This window comes from Candidatus Synechococcus calcipolaris G9 (genome assembly GCF_029582805.1).
GTDB lineage: Bacteria > Cyanobacteriota > Cyanobacteriia > Thermosynechococcales > Thermosynechococcaceae > Synechococcus_F > Synechococcus_F calcipolaris.
In genome coordinates this window covers 123,437-143,273 of the sequence record NZ_JAKKUT010000005.1, presented here as the reverse complement: position 1 = coordinate 143,273, position 19,837 = coordinate 123,437, and the positions used below count along the sequence as shown (strand labels likewise).

Here is a 19,837-nt window from a genome sequence, read left to right as displayed (position 1 = left end):
ATCTCAATGGCTACCAAGGACTGTGAATATTAAAGACTGTAACTATTTCTGTGGTAATGACTACCATGCCCTGGGATCACTGGTCATCTATCTTCATCTAGCGAATTAAAGATTGCAGGTATTTAACATTCATCCTGGTTTTATTCATGATTCTTAGCATTTTCCTCTAAGGCTGTAAATCACTGGGTTTGTGTGATCCCAGTCATTGTCGATGACGATCCCTAGGTAAATTTACGGATGCTGTTTCCGGGACGACATTCATAATATTGAAATATGTTCTACAGATAACTTCAGATTATCGATGAGTTGTTAAGAACTATTACGAAACTTCTCCCTCGATAGACAAATTTTCTGAAGATATTTAACCATCACGGTTTTGTTTTTTTTGCTGATGAACACATTAAATCTATTTCTTAAAGTAACTCTTTAATTAGGGGGGATCGATGAAACTTTTGTTGCCTGTTACCGTTTACTACATTCGTCGCTTGCTACGGACATCCCAATCCCAGTTGAAATCCGTGGTTGCCGAGGGTGCTTGCCTGGTGGCTGATCCCGAAATTGACTTAAATGCAGTGATTGAAAGCCTGTACCTGGATGAAGAAGATATTGCTGACCAGATCAATGAATTGGAGAAACTGGTACTCTCTCACCAAGTCCTGGCCCAAGCCAAACAACCCGATCAAATGAAAAAAGTAGAAGATCAAATTTTTTGGATATTGGGACTCAAGCGCACAGGAAAGGCTCCTCAGGACGTTATGGCTGCCACACCCATGATGGCCTTTAGCTATTAGCTATGACGTGTTGTGTATTTGATGTTTTATGGATGTGTTGTGTAAATGTGGTGGGTGATGTGATTCGCCGGAAATAATTTTCAGGCTCCCTGGAGTAGATCATTAGGAAAGGTCTGCTGTATTTGGGTGGTGCGGCCCCGTGTCCCCTGCTTTTTTCCCGGTGGGGAACCCTAGCGAGAGAGGGAGGTCGTCCGTCCCAAATAAAACACGTCACAGATCAACTAGGCAGCACGTCGCACTAGGGAACGGATCACATTGTCCTTCATCATCAGCAGTCGAGATGCCTGCAAGAGCAGATCCCGGGTTTGCTGGTGGCTCATGGTATCCACCTGTTCTTCCATCAGGCGCATTTGAAACTGCTGCTCGTAGCTGAGATCGACACTCAGTTCAGGAAACTTTGAATCCATAGCTTATTCTCCTCTAAGAACATTGTCGTCTCTAGATGTTACAAAATATAACAAATGATTGACAAAGTTGCCACTCAATGGATAACACTGCTATCAAGAAGATGATGTTCGGCTTGAACATTTTGCCGAATTATTCCTTAAGTTTTTCTAAACTCTGCCATAGCGATCGCTGATTACGGGTCAAAATAGGGGGATTTTAGTGCAAGGTGCATAGGCTCGAGCGAGAAATTTGCCATTTTTGAGGGTAGCTTGTTAAGATAAAAAATGCTGAATTAACAAAATGTAGAAGGATAGCATCACCTCCATGGCCAAAAAAAGTATGATTGAGCGGGAAAAGAAGCGGCAGCGTTTAGTGGACAAGTACGCGGAAAAGCGTCAGGCCATTAAAGAACAATTGGCCATGGCGGAAACCCCCGAGGAAAATTTAGAACTCCATCGGCAATTGCAACGCCTACCCCTCAATAGCTCCCCCACTCGTCTACGGAACCGTTGCTGGTTAACTGGCCGTCCCCGGGGCTACTTCCGTGATTTTGGTCTCTGCCGCAATGCGCTGCGGGATATGGCTCATCAAGGTTTACTACCTGGAGTGGTCAAGTCCAGTTGGTAAGGTTTTGAATTAGGGCAATATACGGACATTGCACGCTCAAATATTCAACAACATGCAAGTTTAAGCATTTTAATATCCTGATAAAATTTTAATATATTAACAGGAAAATTTTAGCCTGTCCTAGTATCTGTATATTCCACAATTTTGCCCGATCGCACCGTTAAAAGTTGGGCCGCATCCAACCAGGGGGCAGTAAAGTTTCCCAGATGGGTGGTGGTAATGATCGTTTGAAATCGATGTTCAATGGTGGCTAAAAGCTGGTTTTGTCGATGTAAATCCAGTTCCGCTAAGACATCATCCAATAATAGCAGGGGAGCTTCGCCGATCACCTCCTCGATTAAATGCAATTCCGCTAACTTAAGGGCCAAAACCAGGGTGCGCTGTTGTCCCTGGGAGCCATACTGCCGGGCCGGTGTTTGATTAATCTCTAAGCTAACATCATCGCGGTGGGGGCCGACTAAACTGGTTCCTTGGTGTTGTTCCGCGATCGCCCGGCGTTGAAACTGCTCATAAAAACTTTCTAAAATCGCCTCGGTTGTGTCTAGCTGGATGGGGACATGGGATTGGTAATGAATCCCGAGAATTTCACAGCCCTGGCTTAAGCAATGGTGCCAATGTTGGGCAATGGGCGTTAACCGCTGAATTAGTCGATGCCGTCGTCGCATTAATCGAGTACCAGCGATCGCCAATTGTTGATTCCAAAGGGCTAACTGGGATGCCTCCGGGGGATGGGGTACGGATTGCTTCAGAAAGGCATTGCGCTGACGTAAGACCTTCTGATACTGCTGGAGGAGGTGGGCATAAATGGGTTCAAGCTGAATTAACACCCGATCTAACCAATCTCGCCGCTCCCCTGGACTGCCCCGCACCAGTTCCATATCTAGGCAGGAAAACTCCACCGCATTTAAGTGACCTAAAAAATCTACATTACGCCGCACTCGCTCACTATTCACCATCAGCGATCGCCGTCCAGTTTGCCGTAGAGTGACGGATAGATCGAGGGGGCCACTATCCCGTTGAATTCCCGCTGAAATGTGGCTGTAGTCGGTGTTCTGCTGAATTAAATCCCGATCGCGGCTAGTGCGATGGGATCGTAAACTGGCTAACCACTCAACGGCTTCAAGGAGATTGGATTTCCCTTGGGCATTATCCCCCACTAGGATCGTTTTCGGGGCAATAAACGATACGTCTTGGTAGGCATAATTACGAAAGTTTTGCAGCAATAAATGATTTAAGTACACCAAACAACAATGGATAAGTTCATTGAGGATGAGATCATTGGGGGTAAGGTCATCGAGGGTAGGATTATGGGGATCATGTTTCTTGATCTAACCAATCTAAGTAGGTTTGGGCCCCCCGCACAATCGGCACCGCAATAATTTCCGGTACATCGTAGGGGTGGAGGGCCTGGATCCGCGCCCCTAGGGCATCAAATTTTGCGGATTTTGTTTTAATGAATAGATGCCACTCCCTACTATGACAGGTATCCCCTTTCCAGCGATAAATGGACTGCACCTCACGAAAGTTGACACAGGCCGCTAACCCCTCATTCACGAGGGCCGTTGCAATGCCCTGGGCTTCCACCTCCGAGGCCGTTGTCACCATGACAACAATAAAGCGATCCGCAATGGAATCCGCTGGATGGGTCTGTTGAGATTCCATAGGCTTCAGGAAAGACTGCGGCGAAGGAGGGGCTGAATACTCACCAATACCACCAGATCAAACCCCAATAAAAGGGCTAGGGCTTGGACGAGGCTCACCTCTCCCCAGGGGGCGGCCATCACCACACTGGCAAAGGTCCAATCGGGGTGGAGGTAGAGATAGCGAATGGGTTCAATGGCAAAACTGAGGGGATTCAAACTGGCGACCCATTGCAACCATCCCGGCATAAAGGTGAGGGGAACGAGGGCCGTACTGGCAAAGAGGAGGGGTAAATTAATGACGAAAATAACCGCCAATAGCTCAATATGACCGGGCAAGGCAAAGGTTAATCCCAAGCTCAGGGCAGTCACCCCTAGCACTAAACAGAGGACGATCGCCATGACCAGTAATAGTCCCAGGGGAGCCGGTAGACCCGCCCCTAAAAAATAGCCGAGACTAGCGATCGCCGCCACCTGAATTAAACTTAAGCTGGTAATAAATAGGGCCGAGGCCAAGACAATGGATAACCGTGAGGCCAAGGGGGCAACCAGCAGCCGATTCAAAAAACCAAACTCCCGGTCAAACATCACCGGTAAGCCGGCATTCAGGGCACCACTAAAGGCGGTAAAGACAATCACCCCAGCACAGAGGAACTGGCCATAGTTTTCACTTTCGCCAAAAAGACCCTGGGGAACATTCTGAAACAGGGCCCCAAAGAGGATCAACCACATCAGGGGTTGAATAATCCCGGCAATGAGGGTAGAAGGACGACGCTGTAACTGAATAAACAGCCTGCGAGTCAGGGCTAAGGTTTCTTGAAAAAATTCCCCTGAAATTAGACCCGGCATTTCTGCATCTGGGGCGGTTATTTTTTTTGAGTCGAAGGAGAGAAGGGGAGAACTCATGGATTTTCAGATACAAAAATTAGGACAAGTAAAGGACGAAGGCCCTTCTCGATTTATTTTATTTGATTACTCAATTTATTATTATAGGTTTGCAACCAAAGGAATAGGCGATCGTAGGGAATGGGCCGGGAATAGAAGAAGCCTTGGATAAGATCACAGCCCAGTTCCCTTAGAATGTCCAATTGCTCAACGGTTTCCACCCCTTCTGCCACAACATTGAGATTTAAGCCTTTACCCAGGGCAAGAATGGCGCGGGCAATGGCCACGTCCTGATCATTCTCGGTTAAATCTTGAACAAAGGAGCGATCTATTTTCAGGCTGGTGAGGGGGAACTGCTTGAGGTAGCTCAGGGAAGAATATCCCATGCCAAAATCATCCAGGGCAATGCCTACACCAATATCCCGCAACCGCATCAAAATCCCTTTCGTCATCTCTAGATTCTGCATGGCAATGGTTTCCGTAATTTCCAGGGTCAGCAGGTGGGGGGAAAGGCGATGGGTTTCCAGGCAATGGCGAATATCGTTTACTAGGTTGGGATGCAAAAATTGACGGGACGATAGATTTACGGATACACCAATCCCGCCCAAACCTTCGTTTTGCCAATGGCTACAATCTTGACAGGCCCGATGCAGTACCCATTCACCAATACTGACAATTAAACCGTTTTCTTCGGCAATGGCAATGAAATGCTTTGGACTGAGGAGGCCGTGTTCGGGGTGTTGCCAGCGGGCCAGGGCCTCTAGGTGAGTGACATCGCCGCTGGTGGTGGCGATTTGGGGCTGGTAGTAAAGTCGCAATTCATCGCGATCGCAGGCCTGATGGAGTTGATTTTCCAGGCGCAACAGTTCGGAACTGCTGGAATTGAGATTAGCGGTATAGAACTGATAATTATTGCGACCGGATTCCTTAGCGCGATAGAGGGCGGCATCGGCGTTGCGGAGTAGGGTATCGGGATCGGTTCCATCGCCGGGATAGAGGGCAATGCCCATACTGGTGGTGACATGGAGATGGTGGCCTTCTAGATAAAAGCCGGGCTTGAGGGCATGGAGAATGCGTTCGGTGACAATGACGGCATCATCGGGATAGCGCAAGTGGGGCAGCAATAGGGTAAATTCATCCCCGCCCCAACGGGCCACCGTATCCACTTCCCTGAGGCAATGGGAAATCCGCTCCGCCACATCCTGCAACAGGCGATCGCCCACGGCATGGCCCAGGGTATCGTTAATGGTCTTGAACCGATCTAAATCCAAGAACATGACAGCCACTAAATCCCCGCGTCGGCGGGCATCGGCCAGGGCAATGGGGAGGCGATCGTCAAAGAGGGCCCGATTGGGTAAGCCCGTCAACAGATCATGGAAGGCCTGGTAATGGATCGTATTTTCCGACAGCTTCCGCTCCGTAATATCAATCACGGTGCCTTCAAAGTAGAGGAGTTCCCCGTGGGCACCGTAAACCGCCCGCGCATTTTCGGAAATCCAAATAATCTGGCCATCTTTACGGTAGACCTGGGATTCAAATTCCGTAATACTGCCCTGCTCCACCAATAGGCGGGTAAACTCATGGCGGCGGTTGGGGTCAACATACAGGCTGGCGGCAATATCCGTCAGGTTTGCTTGCAGATCCTCGGGGGAATCGTAACCATAAATGCGGGCAAGGGCATTGTTGGCACTCAGGTAATTTCCCTCTAGGTTGGACTGGAAAATTCCTTCGGTGGCGTTTTCATAGATACTGCGATACTTGGCTTCGGCCTGACGCAGTTCTGCTTCCGTTTGCTTGCGATCGCTAATATTGCGAATAAACGTAACCACTTGATTGGGGGGAAAGGGTAAGAGCCGCGCCTCAAAGTATTGCGGTCCCTCCGGGTAGGGCAGGGCATACTCAATCAAAACAGGGGTCTCACCCCTTAAAACTTGAATCATCGCCCCTCGAAAAATGTCCCCCACCTCGGTGGGAAGGACTTCCACCATGCGTCGCCCCAGAAAATCCTGGGGAGAGACATACAGATCCGAATCCTTGGCACCCTTGTAATCCAAAATCGTGCTGTCGGCGGCCATGCGAAAGTAAAGGTCTGGATGTACCTGAAAAATGGCTTCCAATTCCGATGTAGTTTGCCGTAGTTTGACCTCTGCGGCCTTGCTCTGGCTAATATCTTCAACGGTGCCTTCGTAGTACAACACCTGGCCCTGGTTATCCCGTACCACCCGCGCATGTTCAGAGACCCAAATAATGGTGCCATCCTTGCGATAGACCCTAGATTCAAAATTGGACAGGGTACTTTCTTGCTCTAGGGCATGGATGAACTCACTACGTCGTTTTGGATCCACGTAGAGTTGCTGGCCAATATTGTTGAGAGAGGCGATTAGTTCCTCGGGGGAGTCGTAGCCGTACATCCGGGCTAGGGCCGGGTTCACGCTCAGGTAGCAGCCATCAGGACTTGATTGAAAGATTCCTTCCACAGCGTTTTCAAAAATGCTGCGATACTTGGCCTCCGCTTCCCGTAACACCGCCTCCGATCGCTGCCGCTCGAAGACATTGGTAAAAACCTCCGCCAACACCTGCATCAGGGGTAAAAGAGCTTCTAAATCGTCAACTTTAGACTGAACATAGTCTAGACCCAAGAGGCCGGTAAAGTGATCTGCTTGGCCTAGGGGCAATACAATCAGGGATTGAATGTCCTGAACCCCGAGTTGATGTCGTTCCGGGGCATCCTCCGGCAGTTCATCTACGGCGGTCAGAATCAGGGGCCGCATCTCTAAAAATGTTTCGCGGTAAAGGGGAAACTCCTCTAGGGGCAAATATTGTAGATTCTCAATTTGGGGTTCAATACCTGGGGCACACCACTCATGGGTGTTTTTGACGCAGTAGGAATTGGGTTCACACACCTGAAAGACGTAACTGCGATCGGCGGCGGTAAATTCTCCGGTCACTTTTAAGACCGCCTCGATGCCGGTATCAATGTCTTCCAGGGGTAGGTTAATAAATTGGGTGGTGAGGGTGGTAATGAGTTGCTCAAACTGAATTTGATCCCGTAGATTAGTCTCTTGCCGCTTGCGATCGCTAATGTCACGGCTATTAATCACTAAGCCACGAATGGTGGGGTCTGCCAATAAATTTTGAGCGGTAGCGGCCAAGTGACACCAATGGCCCTGGCGATGACGATAGCGAAATTCTAGGGACACTATTTGGCTGGGGTTGGCTAAGAGGTGCTTAAACTGATTCTGCATCCTAGGCAGATCATTGGGATGTATGAAGCGCAGAGCCTCCTGACCAATGAGTTCCTCTGGGTCATAGCCCAATAGCCGAGTAAGGGCAGGACTGTGGTAGCGAACCAAACTGTCCGCGTCCAGAATGGAAATGAGATCGGCGGCATGTTGCACCAGCGATCGCCAACGGGCTTCAGCGGCCTGTAAAATCCGCTCACCCCGGCAGCGTTCCAATTCGGCGGTGAGGCGGGAGGCAAAAATTTGCAGCAGGGCTTCAATAAACGATAAATTCTCTAGGGGATGGCCATGGAGGACGACGATCAGTCCCAGGGTTTCGCCGAGGGCATTCCGCAGGGGGACACCAATGTAAGCTTCGGCTCCCATCTCCCGCAGACTTTGATCCTTGGGGTAGCGGTTTTGAATATCGTTGGCATAGAGGCAGGCTCCGGGACTGTTGACCACTGTTTCACAGGGGGTATCCCTGAGGCTGTAGCAGAAATTGGCTTCGATTTGACCTCGATGACAGTGGGCGATCGTTGTTACCATATCTGCTTCAGCCAACTCACAGATCAAGATATAGTCCACCTCTAGGGTTTGGCTCAGGTAAAGGGCTAAATTCCGGAAAAAATCATCCCCTACGGCGGCCGCTACCCCCTGCAAGGGATCCTGAAGGGCCTGGTGCAGTTGCTTCCAATCCGTAATATTGGCAATAAAACCATCGACCGCCACCACTTCGCCATTTTCTCCTAGCACGGGCATCCCCTGTTCCCGTACCCAGCGGAGTTGACCATCCTTAGAAAAGAGACGATATTCAATTTCGTAGGGGGTTTGCTCAGCGATCGCCATATCAATGGTCTGGAGTACCTGGGGTAGATCCTGGGCATGGGTAATCTGGTTAAAACCACCGCCGCCGCGATATAGAAGTTCAGCACTGGTATAGCCCGTCACCCCATAACAACCCTGACTGAGATGCTGCATCGGCCAAGGCGGTACATTCCGAAAGGAAAAAACGAGACCGGGTAACATATCTAGAAGTTGCCCCAGCCGGCCAGGATTTTCCATTAACCGTGCCGGGAACAATACGGGCTGACAAAGACCGACAATAAAGCCTGACTCATCCCCATGGTTAAAGAACGGAACCAGCGTCACTGAGACCGATAGGCTAACACTGCGGTGGGTGGTTCCCTGCTGCCAACATTGGTGTAATTGGGCCTCCAGCCAAACCCCCAAATCCCCTGGTAAGGACTGGTGGAGTTCGCCCCCTAGGGGAATCAAGCTATCTAAGCCGAGTAACTGCCGCCCCGGTGGATTAATGGCGAGAATGCGAAAATGATAGGGATGGGCTGGAGTCTGCTGTGTTGGCTCTACGCCAACCAGAAAAATGCCTTCACTACTATAGTTAAGTACTGTGTCTAGGAGGACATCCGTTGCTGAAACCATGGAAGCCCCGGCACGTTGAACCAATAGGGGAAGTAAAGGACTGTTGGACATTTGCCATGAATGTGGAGAAGGATCGCCAAGAGTAAAAATAATTGCTTTAAGACTGCCTACCACCTTAACGTAATTAAGAATACAAGGCTGCTAAAATTGCGACAGTTTTATTGTCTATTGCCAAGTATTAAATTCTTGTCCTAAGGTTTAGGGGTATTGCATTTTTGTACAGGATACAAAAAATATAGAGATAAATTCCCTGCATTGTCCCCACACCCGTGGGGGCGAATCGACGGACATCCTTGGCGGCGGAGATCGCCAGAACAGTAAGGTTATTGACAATTGTAGCCATACGCTCATTCTGCTTCTTCTCCTGATGTGCTGAGGTTGGTATGGCGGACTAACGCTTGGGATACAGCCGCATGCCAATCGCTGAAGGTCTGCTGCAAAACCTGGTTGGGCGGCTTAAACATTATTGGCAGCGTCCCAAGCGGTAAACAAAGCACTCGTCTTGACAAAAGCGACGGCGTTCAACAAACTGGAACCCCAGTCGCTCATAAAAGCGATGTGCCCGGATATTACTGGCAAGAGGATCGATAATTACCGCAGACACCGCCGGATACTGAAAACAATGAGCGATCGCCAGGCGCATCATCTTCGTTCCATAGCTCTTTCCGAGGTCGTTTTCCTCGCCGATCCAGATATCAATTGCGCGAAGACCGGGCGGGACATCACCCCAGTAGCGTGTTTCCTCCAAAGCCGGATCAATGATCTGGAGAAAGCCGACCGGCCGACCGTCAACCTCCGCGATAAACTGTTCTCGCCAATCGGGCGACCTACCAAGTTCTACATCCCAGTCCCAATAATCGTTTGGGTCTGCAGCTACGACATGCGGCTGATTGTCCCAGTGACGCAGCAACTCCAGATCATCGGAAGTGGCGAAACGTAGCTCCATTATTTTCCCAAACACGACATTTGTTGCAGTATATCTATTTCGGCTGCTGATAACTGGGCATCTTCACTTATGAACCATAAGAAGATATATGTATCTAGACAGAACCCTCATTTACCCTCGAACACATCGATAATATTTTACAGCAATGGAAAATAATCTGAAACAGTCAACTCACCTGCACAAACCAAATAGTCACTATTTGTTATGCTTAACTCTTTAAGGCAATTGTTTGATTTCATTACTTACATTAAAGCTGTAATAAGATTGTGCACTCAACTCTTTTAACCATAATTTCTGAATTCTATTATCATCGTAGAAAGTGTTCATTCCAGCTACCCAAGATTTCCACACCTCGGGATAAATATAACCTCTTCGATAAAACAGATATTCTTCCGCACAGAGATTGAAGTAATCATTGAGAGTATCAATTTCATTGTCTTCCAATTCTTTTTCTTTTGATATTTTATCGTTGGCAAGAATATCATTCATTTCTTCATTTAGGCGATCATATCTTTGATTAAATTGGATGAACAATTCATTGAGAAATTTGGCTTCATCAAGCTGTTGCTTTTGAAGAAAATAGAAGAATGAGAGCAAACTGCCGACGAGTGTAAGAAGAACTTTCCAATCTTTGCCACATACATAAAGAACAGGCACAAAAATAATCAAGATTATAAATATGCTCAAGACAATACAATAATAATTATCGTGGATGAGCCACTTAATTTTAGTATTCATGGATATAGTTTTCTCCTTACATAAGCACTAAAAGCATAACGATTGATTGTACTACATATTTAATATGATGCTATCGCAAATTACTGAGATATTAAAACGCTGGGGTAGTCTATTTTTATAAATGATAGAGAGAAACAAGCGACTCATGCCATTGCTACCTCCAAATGCAATGTTTCGTTGTAGTGCTGAATAAAGTTCCAAGGAACATCCTGCCCACAAGTGCCATAAACCTCTAGGAGATGGGTTATGAGTGAGCAAGAATTTCAAGTCAAGGTTCTGAGTGAGTTTGAAGCTCTCAGGATGGACATTGGCAAGGTCAATCAACGGCTGGATAGGGTTGAGGCTGATGTGAAAGAGCAAGGGATACGGTTTGAGGCCTACCAGAAAGGCTCTGAGGCAATGGTACGAATGGCGACCACGATTATTATTGCTTCAGCGTCAGTGGTGGTACTTTCGAGCCTTTCACCGGCAATTACCGCTTTGGTAACGGCGATCGCCCATCAGGGAGGGTAATAGGGATTGGAACTGGATCAAATTCGCACTTAAAACAAGGCTACACTCAAACGTGAATAAAGGTACGACGATGCCAGGGAGTCAGGCCCAGTGCTTTAATCCCTTGAAAATGTTCCTTTGTCCCGTAGCCCATATTTCGCTCCCAGCCATAGCCGGGGTACCGCGCCCCAAGGCGAACCATCAAGCGATCGCGACGAACTTTCGCCACAATGGCCGCACAGGAAATACTATAGCAATGGCGATCGCCGCCAACGATGGCCGTTACTGCCGAAAATCCAGCATCCGCCGTCAATTTGCCATCAATGAGGGCATGATCCCAGGGGCTGACCCGATCTAGGGCCCGTTTCATCGCCAAATAGGTGGCCTGCAAAATATTGAGTTGTTCAATTTCTAACACCGTAGCTAGGCCAAACCCCAGGGCGATCGCCTGCTGTCGGATCAGCGGATCTAGGCGGGAACGTCGGGAGGGAGATACCTTTTTTGAGTCTTGGACACCGGAAATCATGGCGCAACCCTTGGGCAAAATAAGGGCCGCTGCCACCACAGGCCCCGCCAAGCAACCTCGCCCCACTTCATCCACGCCAGCAATGCGATCGCGGCCCTGCTGCCAATGGTCTTGTTCCTGAACTAGGGAGGGAAGAATTAGGGGGGAACGGGATTTTTTAGGGTGATTCATCCTCAGGGGTAATCGCAATCGGTTGAAACTGGGGGCAGCCCTCGCAGGGGCCGCTGGGATTAACCGCGCAGCGAATCAGGCTGGAGTGGGCACTAAATTGGCAGTTGGGATCTCCCAAAATCCATTCTCCCTGGTAGCTGTGGCGATCGCCCCTAAATTCACACACTTGGAGATAGAGGGTGATTTTTTCCAATTGGTAGCGACTGGCCCGCAATTGATAGCGATGGCGGCGTTCCAGTACCGTATAGGTGGATCCCTGATGATGGATTAAACAGCCGGGCTGGGGCATCCAATCTAAGTAGACATGACCCAGGACACGGCGGGGATGAATTAAATGTAACTCCGTCGGTAAATCAACAGCAGCCATAGGCGATCGCAGTAACTAGAAGCCTTAATCCGTACTTTGGAGCAGGGTAAAGCGCCCCGTCCGGCCATCCTCATCCATCTGAATTTGTCCCACATAAAACTGCTTCTGATCAATCTCTCCCTCCGGTGAGAAGCTTAACTCCCCTAGGGGGGTTTCATAGCGACCCATCAGTAGTTGCTGATTCAGCTTTTGACGCAGTTCATCCAAGGGTAGCGCACTTAAATCCTCTTGACGAGCCAAGACCTGGAGTGCTTCGGCAAAGACCTGAACCGCCGTAAAAGCCTGGGCACTAAATTGGGAGGGGGTTTGCTGGAATTGGGCCTCAAAGGCTTGGCGAAAGGCCACATTCATTGCCCCCTCGTAGGCTGGACTATAGGCTTGGGCCACCAGCACCCCATCACAAAAACGGCGACACACCGGAAATACGTTCATGGTATTTAAGCCATTCCCCCCCAGAATCAGACCCTCGTAGCCCAGTTCCCGTAACTGCCGAATTAAGTTACCACCATCCGCCGCCAAGGTGGACAGCACAATTAGATCGGGATTGAGGTTGAGGGTGTTGTTGATCTGGGTCTGGAAATCCGTATCACTGGTTTGGGTTTGCTGAACCGTTACTAGGTCTAGATTCAAATCCCTGATGCTTTGCTGGAAAATCTCACTTTCGGAGCGGCTAAAGGCATCATCCTGGGCAAAAAACACCGCCACCCGCTGAATATCTGGTTTGATCTTCAGGGCCGCCGCCAAGGCCGTTGGAGCCACAACCGCCACGGGGGCCGATACCCGACTAATAAATTCACCAATTTGGGGAATACCCGCCGCTGTATTGGAGGGGGCAATGACCGGAACTCCCGCTTGGTCGGCAATGGGATCCGCACTAAAGGCCTGTTGGGAAAGGGTGGGGCCAACAATACCAACAACGCGATCGCGGTTAATTAGGGTCTGAAAGGCATTCACTGCCCCGGCCTCGTCACTGCCCGTATCCTGGAGAGCTAAACGCAGCGATCGCCCATCAATACCACCCTGTTCATTGATCCAGCGTTCGGCCACCTGAACCCCCTGCACCGCCTCCTGGCCAAACAAGGCCGCATTGCCAGACTGGGCTAGGGCCACCCCCAGGGGAATGGAATCGCTAGTTGCCCGATCCGTTGGCGGAGAGTTGCAAGCCCCTAAACCCAGGGCGATCGCCCCTAGGAGAACGGGCAAACCCAGCCCTAGAAAGGTAAACCGGCGAATCTTCAACTTACAACCGGGCCTCAAGGGATTTCAAATACTCAGTATTGACACCGGACTCCCGCACTAGGGCAATTTTACCGGTGCGGGCAATTTCCCGAATACCGAACTTACTGAGCATTTGCACGATCGCCACCATTTTGCCTGGATCCCCAGAAACCTCAATGGTTAAAGAATCCTCAGATACATCCACCACCTTCGCTCGAAAAATTTCAACTAATTCTAAAATTTCTGATCGGTTTCCTGGGGCTACATTGACCTTGAGAAGCATTAATTCCCGCTCCACACAGGGGGTGGTGGTAATATCCTGAACCTTGAGGACATTGATGAGCTTGTAGAGTTGTTTCGTTAGTTGTTCAATAATCCCATCATCCCCAGGCACCACCATGGTGATCCGGGAAATTCCCAACTGCTCCGCCGGGCCCACGGCAAGACTCTCAATGTTAAAGCCCCGTCGGGCAAAGAGTCCGGCAATACGGGTGAGTACCCCTGCCTCATCTTCCACCAATACCGATAATGTATGTTTCATAGCGTTGTGACAGCGTTTCTGATCAATTCAATCAATCTAGAGGGGTAAGGTTACTATCATCAAAATAGATGAAGTGATTATCGAATTGTAGCAGATTTTACCTATTGCCTTGCTAGATATTCTTCACCGGTATTTTGAGCTATGGTCGTCTAGAAAAGGCAGGTCTATACTGAGAGGTGACGAAGAGGTGCTGTGATTCGCCTTGCCGTTGTCCGCTATGGTTCATCAACGATGGTTCAAAGTCGGCAATCCATCCATTCCATACCGCTTCCTTGGACTGTGGGGGCACTTGGACTGTTGCTGTCTATGGTTGTAGCAATGCCGGTTTCGGCAGCGGATCAAGTGGTTTTTCGCTATGGTTTTCTAGAGCGATCGGTGGATCTTAATGACCTAGAAGACTACGCAGCAACGGGACAGGCTTCGTCGGAATTACGGGCCTATTTGCGTCTGTTACCCCCTGAACATCGGCGGCAAATTCGTTCGTCCCTGCAAGAAAAATTAACACTCTCCCCCGTTGCTGTGGCCCAATTGCTCTATTCTCCCCTTGGGGAAGAACTCCTGGCCCAAATTGGCGACGTGATGCAAACGGGATCTCGTCGCGGGAATAATTATGCCCTACGCTCTGCATTAATTCTAGCCGCCGCTGACTCTGATGGATTAACGGCCCTGACGATAATTCGCCACTACCCGTCTTCCTCCCTACGGGTGGATTTAGCCAAGGGCCTCAGTATTCTGAAAAATTTCCAGGAGCTGATTCTCCAGACCCAAACGGTTTTAGATGCGGTGCGCTACCAAGCCAATATAGAGGCTGTTGCGGTTCATGGAGCCGTTCCCATGGTGCAATCCCTGACGGAGTTGGGGCCACTGCGATGGATTGAAATGCCTTGGACAATGACGGATCAGAGTCTACGCCGTCTTCAATTGACGGGCCATGCCCGCACCCTAAAGGCTACGTTCTACTTACCGACGCTGTCGCCAAACCAGTTCAGTCAAGCTGTGCCGGTGGTGGTCATTTCCCATGGATTGGGGGCCGATCGCTATAGCTATCATTACCTGGGTCGCCATTTGGCTTCCCACGGGTTTGCTGTTCTTGCCCTTGAGCATCCGGGTAGTTCCAGTGAACGTTTACTCTCCTTTCCCGCCGGCCATACAACGGCCTATACCGCGGCCCAGGAATTTTTAGATCGCCCCCTAGATGTGACGTTTATTTTAGATCAATTGCATCAATTTCCCAGTCAACTGCAACCTTGGCCAGGGCGGCTGGATTTGGATCGGGTTGCAGTGATTGGCCAATCCTTTGGTGGCTATACGGCCCTCACCCTGGCGGGAGCCAGCTTAGATTTTGACCATCTTCACCAGATATGTCCCGCCCATATTGCTACTACCTTAAATATCTCCCTGATTTTGCAATGCCAAGCGACAACTCTGCCCCATCGAAATTATCATCTCAGCGATCGCCGGGTTCGGGCCGTTTTAGCCGTTAATCCCATTACCAGTGCGGTCTTTAGTCCCGCCAGTCTGGCCGCCATTGAAACCCCTGTCATGATTATGGCCGGAAGTGCCGATGCCATTGCCCCGCCCGTCTCAGAACAGGTGTACCCCTTTACCTGGCTGACCAGTGGCGATCGCTACCTCGTGCTAGTGGATCATGCCACCCACTTTTCCACCATTGGCGAATCCTTGCCCAATACTGCTGCAATGCCCATTCCCCGGGCCCTGATTGGTTCTACGCCGAGGTCTCGGGCCTATCTGATGGCCATGAGCCTCGCCTTTTTGCGAACCCATCTTCTTAATCAGGAGCAGGATCGGGCCTTTCTAACCGCCGCCGCTGCCCAAGCTTTGAGTCATAGGGATCAACCTTTGAATCTCAGCCAAGATCTAAGTCAACCCATCCTTGAGGGGCCACCCATTTCGGCCTTCCCCGCCCTGTTCTACCCCGTTAATCCGACCGAGAGATAGAGCGGGATGGCTCCAGAAATGATACCCTTAACCATGAGTGGAAAATTCCATTTAATATATACATCGTCCTAGTTATTGGCAGCACCAAACTGGAGTAGTATGGCAACAGTAATGGTTGTTGATGATAGCCCCACATTGCGGGCAATGATTGTTGAGATCATGCAAAGCCAAGGGCTACAAGTGGTCGAAGCAGAGGATGGGTTAATTGCCCAAGAAAAAATCAAGGCCCAATGTCCCGATCTAGTGGTTTTAGATGTGGTGATGCCGCGCATGAATGGCTACGAACTGTGTCGTTGGATCAAGGGGGAGGCGGCCTCCAAGGATGTGCCGGTGATCATGTGTACCACGAAAAGTGAAGATTTTGATATTCACTGGGGTAAAAAACAAGGGGTTGATGCCTATATCACTAAACCCTTTGAGCCAGGGGATTTGATTGCGAAGGTCAAAGAATTACTCAAGACCTAAGTTGAGTTTTACTTTAATTTTCTCGCCCCCCTTTGATTGTGCATCCTTGGCCCTGCGGACATATTTTCTATAGCCCTGGTAAGCATTTTTGCTATGAGGTGCAGGGGCCCTGCTGTCGTCTCTTTGACCGAGAACAGTTGCCTTGGCCCTGCTGTCGTATTGCCTGGCGGAGTAAGGAACCCAGTTGGCGCAGAATTGGCCGCCGGTTGACACCGGATCTGGCAGCTAAGGGGCATCCCTCCTACGCGGTGCGTCATCTGGATACGGGGGTAATCATGATCTTGACGCTTTATAATGAAAGTCTATCCATCGGCGATCGCCAATGGTGGTGTAGCAGCAAATAATCATCCAAATCATGCCAGATATGATTGACCCATCCCTGTTGCCCCTAACCCCATCCACAATTTGGCAGATTTTAAGAAATGAGTTGGGCGATGAAACCGTCAATGAGTTGGTCTGGTGGGCCCTTGGCTACCGCTACGATGCCGCGAATAATGCCTGGGATATTACTGATGTGGCCGAGGATTGGCGTACTACTTACCCTGAGCCACCGGACTTTATCGGTAGTCGCCCCGCAACGGTTAAGTTGACCCGCTCCATTCCCCAACAATACAAGCAACTCCTGAAGGAAGACTTGGGGTTTGAGGGTTATAGTGTCCAGGAACTCAACCCCCGCCTAACCCGCCGGGCTACCGCCGCAAACTGGCTCTTAGCCTACCTACGCAGCCAAGCAGAGGGTTGACATCCCCCATCGGGATGGGATATTTTCATCCGTTCACAGTGCCATCAGGAACGAAAGAAAAACTGACACGGTCAAGGCACAGACTGTCAAAAACAATGACCGTTTCAAGGACTCAGTGTACATGGACATGGGGAATCCCCGTAACTTTCTTGATTTCACCATTAACCCTGTTTATGGTGATCATTGCCATCAACCGATGGGGTGAAAGTTTGTATTTTAATCCCCAAAGTAGCTTGCTAGGGCCTCAGACCCCCCAATCAATTTACCGTCGATAAAGACTTGGGGAACGGTGGTAGCCCCAGTCATGGCCCGCAGGGAACGAATTGTGGCATCTTGCCCTAGGACAATTTCTTCATAGGTAATCTCTTTTTCCGTGAGCAGGGCCTTAGCCTTGGCGCAGTAAGGGCATCCGGGCTTGGTTAATAGGGATACACAGGATGGTTTGCGGGCTTGGGGATTGATGTAGTTCAACATGGTTTCCGCATCAGATACCTTAAAGGGATCCCCCGGTTCTTCCGGTTCAATGAACATTTTTTCAATGACACCATCCTTAACCAGCATGGAGTATCGCCAAGAACGTTTGCCAAAACCGAGATCCTCCTTATCCACTAGCATCCCCATCCCTTCACTAAATTCACCATTGCCATCGGGGATGAGGCGAACATGATCCGCTTCTTGGCTTTTTCCCCACTCATTCATGACGAAGGTATCGTTCACGGACAGGCAAACAATGTCATCTACGCCATTTTTGTGAAAGACAGGCGCAAGCTCGTTATAGCCCGGTAAATGGGTCGAGGAACAGGTGGGGGTAAAGGCCCCTGGCAAGGCAAAGACAATCACGGTTTTACCGGCAAACAGTTCATCGGTGGTGACATCTTGCCATTGATCCCCTTGGCGAGTCCGAAATGTTACCTGGGGAACCCGTTGTCCTTCACGATTAACCAACATCTGCATCTCCTTAAAAGGTTATTAGCTAAATCGTAGTCGTTATGACTTTGATTTGTCAAGTCCTGTGCCAAGGAGCCGAGATTATTTTTCCAATAGGTGCAGGTGATGGATGGGTTGGGTGGTATCAATGCTGCGGACATAGGCCTGCTCAGGGGTGGTAAATGGCTCAAAATCTGCCGCCTGCTGCTCTAGGATGGGTGGGGTAGCTTCGGCAATATCACCACGGCGATCGCCCAGGCGTTGCTGCATCACGGTCATAGGTGCCTGGCAATGGAGAATTTCCAGGGTCGTTCCTTGATTCTTTGCCCCCTCAATGACCCGTTCACGGTGGAATTGGCGATCGTACTTGGCATCTAAAATCACCGTTTGACCGGCGGCGACTAAAAATAGTCCCAGTTCTAGGAGGAGATCGTAGGTTTTGGCGGTCATCTCTGGGGTATAAATTCCACCGGCAAAGGTCTCGCTCCCCTGGCTGCGTTGGTCAAGGGGAACTCCAGCTAAATGCTTCCGCACCGCATCGGAACGAATGTGAATGGCCCCGATTTGGGTGGATAGGTATCGGGCTAGGGTTGTTTTCCCCGCCCCTGAGAGGCCGCAGGTGACATAGAGCTTGCCAGGTTGAACTTGGGTATAGTCATAGGCCGCCTTAAAATAGGCCGCCGCCGTGGCCTGAATCGTTTCCTTGTCTGCGGCAGGAATAGCCGGATCATTGAGGGCGAGGGAATTGACATTACCGCGAATGTAGGCCCGCATGGACAGGTACAAGGGCAATAGGACAGCCCCTTCATAGTCGTTACTCCATTCCAGATAGGCATTGAGAAACCGCTGGGCCAGGTCTGGTCGCTGGCGAAATTGCAGATCCATCACCAGGAATGCGGCATCATAAATCCCATCAATATTACGAAATTCTTGATTAAACTCAATGCAGTCAAAGATTTGAACCTTGCCATGGTGGAGGCAAATATTGTTGAGGTGTAGATCTCCGTGGCATTCGCGAATTTTATGATCCCGTTGTCGTTTTTCGAGCCAGTCGTGATGCTCCGCAAAAAAGCGATCGCTAAAGGCTTTGGTGGCTGTAAATTGGGCTTGGGTTTGCGATCGCCCGATGAAATTCTCCCCCAGACTATAGGAATTACGGGCCACCTGGGCCACGGCCTCAGGGGAGCCAAAGGCAGAAATGTCCGGACTGGTGGCAGCGGTTTGGTGAAAATGGGCTAATTCTTTGCCTAGGGTATCCATTAACTCCGGGGTGAGTTGATCTGCGGCAAACAATTGGGAAAATAATTGGGATTGCTGAAACTGACGCATCTGTACGGCGTAGTCAACAATTTTATCGGTGGGGTTGGTATGGGTTAGCTCCTCTGGGGTTCCCACCCGATAGCGATCGCTGCCGAGGTCAAAAATGGGCACAACCGCTAAGTAAAGTTCACCAGACAGTCGAGAATTAAGACGAAGTTCTTCCTGACAATAAAAGAGTCGTTTTTCTAGGGTCGTAAAATTGAGAAAACCAAAATCTGCGGGTTTTTTCACCTTATAGGCATACTCACCCGTTAAAAATACATAGGAAATATGGGTTTGCAGCAATTGAATCGGTTGTTCTACGGCATGGGCATAGGCGGATTCCTGGCATAATGCCTGGACAAAGGGGGGGAGGGCAGCATCCATAAAAAGACTTAAGACCTTTGATAACGGTAGGACTAGATGGGCAACACACAACCCATGATAATTTG

21 protein-coding genes are annotated in these 19,837 nt (G+C 49.7%); 7 read left to right on the top strand and 14 right to left on the bottom strand.

The features are described from left to right. Nucleotides 1-443: 443 nt before the first annotated feature. On the top strand, nucleotides 444-791 hold the full coding sequence (locus tag L3556_RS13140) for a hypothetical protein (RefSeq protein ID WP_277867787.1): 348 nt from the start codon (nucleotides 444-446) through the stop codon (nucleotides 789-791). A 221-nt stretch (nucleotides 792-1,012) separates the two neighbouring features. Here L3556_RS13140 and L3556_RS13135 read toward each other — a convergent pair whose 3' ends face one another. Then, nucleotides 1,013-1,198, bottom strand: a complete 186-nt coding sequence (locus L3556_RS13135) for an NblA/ycf18 family protein (RefSeq protein WP_277867786.1) — start codon at nucleotides 1,196-1,198, stop codon at nucleotides 1,013-1,015. A 304-nt stretch (nucleotides 1,199-1,502) separates the two neighbouring features. On the opposite strand from L3556_RS13135, the gene rpsN reads away from it, so the two are divergent. Then, nucleotides 1,503-1,805, top strand: coding sequence for a 30S ribosomal protein S14 (gene rpsN / locus L3556_RS13130; protein ID WP_277867785.1), 303 nt, complete (start codon nucleotides 1,503-1,505; stop codon nucleotides 1,803-1,805). A gap of 110 nt (nucleotides 1,806-1,915) precedes the next feature. On the opposite strand, the gene recF is transcribed toward rpsN, so the two are convergent. The 7 genes from recF to L3556_RS13095 all read right to left on the bottom strand — a co-directional run bounded on the left by recF (nucleotide 1,916) and on the right by L3556_RS13095 (nucleotide 10,678). Continuing rightward, nucleotides 1,916-3,046, bottom strand: a complete 1,131-nt coding sequence (recF, locus tag L3556_RS13125) for a DNA replication/repair protein RecF (protein ID WP_277867784.1) — start codon at nucleotides 3,044-3,046, stop codon at nucleotides 1,916-1,918. Nucleotides 3,047-3,119: 73 nt separating this feature from the next. Further along, a complete protein-coding gene (gene cutA / locus L3556_RS13120) occupies nucleotides 3,120-3,467 on the bottom strand; it encodes a divalent-cation tolerance protein CutA (RefSeq protein ID WP_277867783.1) in 348 nt (115 codons plus the stop codon). Between the two features lie 5 nt (nucleotides 3,468-3,472). Continuing rightward, nucleotides 3,473-4,351 (bottom strand): ABC transporter permease, encoded by an 879-nt coding sequence (locus L3556_RS13115; protein WP_422110787.1) that lies wholly within the window; start codon nucleotides 4,349-4,351, stop codon nucleotides 3,473-3,475. A gap of 53 nt (nucleotides 4,352-4,404) precedes the next feature. Beyond that, entirely contained in the window at nucleotides 4,405-9,045 is a 4,641-nt protein-coding gene (locus L3556_RS13110) for an EAL domain-containing protein (protein ID WP_277867782.1), read from the bottom strand. 127 nt (nucleotides 9,046-9,172) lie between these two features. Beyond that, on the bottom strand, nucleotides 9,173-9,337 hold the full coding sequence (locus tag L3556_RS13105) for a hypothetical protein (protein WP_277867781.1): 165 nt from the start codon (nucleotides 9,335-9,337) through the stop codon (nucleotides 9,173-9,175). A gap of 120 nt (nucleotides 9,338-9,457) precedes the next feature. Then, on the bottom strand, nucleotides 9,458-9,940 hold the full coding sequence (locus tag L3556_RS13100) for a GNAT family N-acetyltransferase (RefSeq protein ID WP_277867780.1): 483 nt from the start codon (nucleotides 9,938-9,940) through the stop codon (nucleotides 9,458-9,460). A 216-nt stretch (nucleotides 9,941-10,156) separates the two neighbouring features. Next, complete coding sequence (locus L3556_RS13095) at nucleotides 10,157-10,678, bottom strand: hypothetical protein (protein ID WP_277867779.1); 522 nt, start codon at nucleotides 10,676-10,678, stop codon at nucleotides 10,157-10,159. A gap of 246 nt (nucleotides 10,679-10,924) precedes the next feature. On the opposite strand from L3556_RS13095, the gene L3556_RS13090 reads away from it, so the two are divergent. Next, nucleotides 10,925-11,191 (top strand): ssr2422 family thylakoid membrane protein, encoded by a 267-nt coding sequence (locus L3556_RS13090; protein ID WP_277867778.1) that lies wholly within the window; start codon nucleotides 10,925-10,927, stop codon nucleotides 11,189-11,191. Nucleotides 11,192-11,237: 46 nt separating this feature from the next. On the opposite strand, the gene L3556_RS13085 is transcribed toward L3556_RS13090, so the two are convergent. From L3556_RS13085 to ilvN, 4 genes are read right to left on the bottom strand one after another with little or no spacing between them, the layout of a single operon-like run. Continuing rightward, entirely contained in the window at nucleotides 11,238-11,867 is a 630-nt protein-coding gene (locus L3556_RS13085; RefSeq protein ID WP_277867777.1) for a ribonuclease HII, read from the bottom strand. After that, nucleotides 11,854-12,234, bottom strand: coding sequence for a DUF6464 family protein (locus L3556_RS13080; protein WP_277867776.1), 381 nt, complete (start codon nucleotides 12,232-12,234; stop codon nucleotides 11,854-11,856). Before L3556_RS13080 ends, L3556_RS13085 begins: the two co-directional genes overlap by 14 nt. Before the next feature lie 24 nt (nucleotides 12,235-12,258). Continuing rightward, nucleotides 12,259-13,473, bottom strand: coding sequence for an ABC transporter substrate-binding protein (locus L3556_RS13075; protein ID WP_277867775.1), 1,215 nt, complete (start codon nucleotides 13,471-13,473; stop codon nucleotides 12,259-12,261). Nucleotide 13,474: 1 nt separating this feature from the next. Next, nucleotides 13,475-13,993: an acetolactate synthase small subunit gene (gene ilvN / locus L3556_RS13070; protein WP_277867774.1), complete on the bottom strand. Its 519-nt coding sequence runs from the start codon at nucleotides 13,991-13,993 to the stop codon at nucleotides 13,475-13,477. Nucleotides 13,994-14,185: 192 nt separating this feature from the next. On the opposite strand from ilvN, the gene L3556_RS13065 reads away from it, so the two are divergent. The 4 genes from L3556_RS13065 (at nucleotide 14,186) to L3556_RS13050 (ending at nucleotide 17,159) form a co-directional block, all read left to right on the top strand. Then, nucleotides 14,186-15,952 (top strand): alpha/beta hydrolase, encoded by a 1,767-nt coding sequence (locus L3556_RS13065; RefSeq protein WP_277867773.1) that lies wholly within the window; start codon nucleotides 14,186-14,188, stop codon nucleotides 15,950-15,952. Between the two features lie 99 nt (nucleotides 15,953-16,051). Further along, nucleotides 16,052-16,417 carry a response regulator transcription factor gene (locus L3556_RS13060; protein WP_277867772.1) on the top strand — a complete coding sequence of 122 codons (366 nt, stop codon included), beginning with the start codon at nucleotides 16,052-16,054 and terminating at the stop codon, nucleotides 16,415-16,417. A gap of 38 nt (nucleotides 16,418-16,455) precedes the next feature. Next, nucleotides 16,456-16,761 (top strand): hypothetical protein, encoded by a 306-nt coding sequence (locus L3556_RS13055; RefSeq protein WP_338405746.1) that lies wholly within the window; start codon nucleotides 16,456-16,458, stop codon nucleotides 16,759-16,761. 11 nt (nucleotides 16,762-16,772) lie between these two features. After that, nucleotides 16,773-17,159 carry a DUF1823 family protein gene (locus L3556_RS13050; protein ID WP_277867770.1) on the top strand — a complete coding sequence of 129 codons (387 nt, stop codon included), beginning with the start codon at nucleotides 16,773-16,775 and terminating at the stop codon, nucleotides 17,157-17,159. A 216-nt stretch (nucleotides 17,160-17,375) separates the two neighbouring features. On the opposite strand, the gene L3556_RS13040 is transcribed toward L3556_RS13050, so the two are convergent. Together L3556_RS13040 and L3556_RS13035 are read right to left on the bottom strand one after the other, a co-directional pair. Continuing rightward, the gene (locus L3556_RS13040; protein WP_338405745.1) at nucleotides 17,376-18,107 is read right to left on the bottom strand and encodes a glutathione peroxidase; all 732 of its coding nucleotides are present in this window, start codon (nucleotides 18,105-18,107) and stop codon (nucleotides 17,376-17,378) included. A gap of 81 nt (nucleotides 18,108-18,188) precedes the next feature. Next, a complete protein-coding gene (locus L3556_RS13035; protein WP_277867769.1) occupies nucleotides 18,189-19,772 on the bottom strand; it encodes a bifunctional aminoglycoside phosphotransferase/ATP-binding protein in 1,584 nt (527 codons plus the stop codon). Between the last annotated feature and the right edge of the window lie 65 nt (nucleotides 19,773-19,837).

What these genes read in the sequence shown, in the direction of transcription:
- L3556_RS13110 (WP_277867782.1), bottom strand. Translation starts at nt 9,045, where the DNA reads ATGTCCAACAGTCCTTTACTTCCCCTATTGGTTCAACGTGCCGGGGCT.
- L3556_RS13135 (WP_277867786.1), bottom strand. Translation starts at nt 1,198, where the DNA reads ATGGATTCAAAGTTTCCTGAACTGAGTGTCGATCTCAGCTACGAGCAG.
- L3556_RS13040 (WP_338405745.1), bottom strand. Translation starts at nt 18,107, where the DNA reads ATGTTGGTTAATCGTGAAGGACAACGGGTTCCCCAGGTAACATTTCGG.
- L3556_RS13105 (WP_277867781.1), bottom strand. Translation starts at nt 9,337, where the DNA reads ATGGCTACAATTGTCAATAACCTTACTGTTCTGGCGATCTCCGCCGCC.
- L3556_RS13060 (WP_277867772.1), top strand. Translation starts at nt 16,052, where the DNA reads ATGGCAACAGTAATGGTTGTTGATGATAGCCCCACATTGCGGGCAATG.
- L3556_RS13100 (WP_277867780.1), bottom strand. Translation starts at nt 9,940, where the DNA reads ATGGAGCTACGTTTCGCCACTTCCGATGATCTGGAGTTGCTGCGTCAC.
- L3556_RS13095 (WP_277867779.1), bottom strand. Translation starts at nt 10,678, where the DNA reads ATGAATACTAAAATTAAGTGGCTCATCCACGATAATTATTATTGTATT.
- rpsN (WP_277867785.1), top strand. Translation starts at nt 1,503, where the DNA reads ATGGCCAAAAAAAGTATGATTGAGCGGGAAAAGAAGCGGCAGCGTTTA.
- L3556_RS13090 (WP_277867778.1), top strand. Translation starts at nt 10,925, where the DNA reads ATGAGTGAGCAAGAATTTCAAGTCAAGGTTCTGAGTGAGTTTGAAGCT.
- L3556_RS13085 (WP_277867777.1), bottom strand. Translation starts at nt 11,867, where the DNA reads ATGAATCACCCTAAAAAATCCCGTTCCCCCCTAATTCTTCCCTCCCTA.
- L3556_RS13050 (WP_277867770.1), top strand. Translation starts at nt 16,773, where the DNA reads ATGCCAGATATGATTGACCCATCCCTGTTGCCCCTAACCCCATCCACA.
- L3556_RS13140 (WP_277867787.1), top strand. Translation starts at nt 444, where the DNA reads ATGAAACTTTTGTTGCCTGTTACCGTTTACTACATTCGTCGCTTGCTA.
- L3556_RS13035 (WP_277867769.1), bottom strand. Translation starts at nt 19,772, where the DNA reads ATGGATGCTGCCCTCCCCCCCTTTGTCCAGGCATTATGCCAGGAATCC.
- L3556_RS13080 (WP_277867776.1), bottom strand. Translation starts at nt 12,234, where the DNA reads ATGGCTGCTGTTGATTTACCGACGGAGTTACATTTAATTCATCCCCGC.
- cutA (WP_277867783.1), bottom strand. Translation starts at nt 3,467, where the DNA reads ATGGAATCTCAACAGACCCATCCAGCGGATTCCATTGCGGATCGCTTT.
- L3556_RS13115 (WP_422110787.1), bottom strand. Translation starts at nt 4,351, where the DNA reads ATGAGTTCTCCCCTTCTCTCCTTCGACTCAAAAAAAATAACCGCCCCA.
- ilvN (WP_277867774.1), bottom strand. Translation starts at nt 13,993, where the DNA reads ATGAAACATACATTATCGGTATTGGTGGAAGATGAGGCAGGGGTACTC.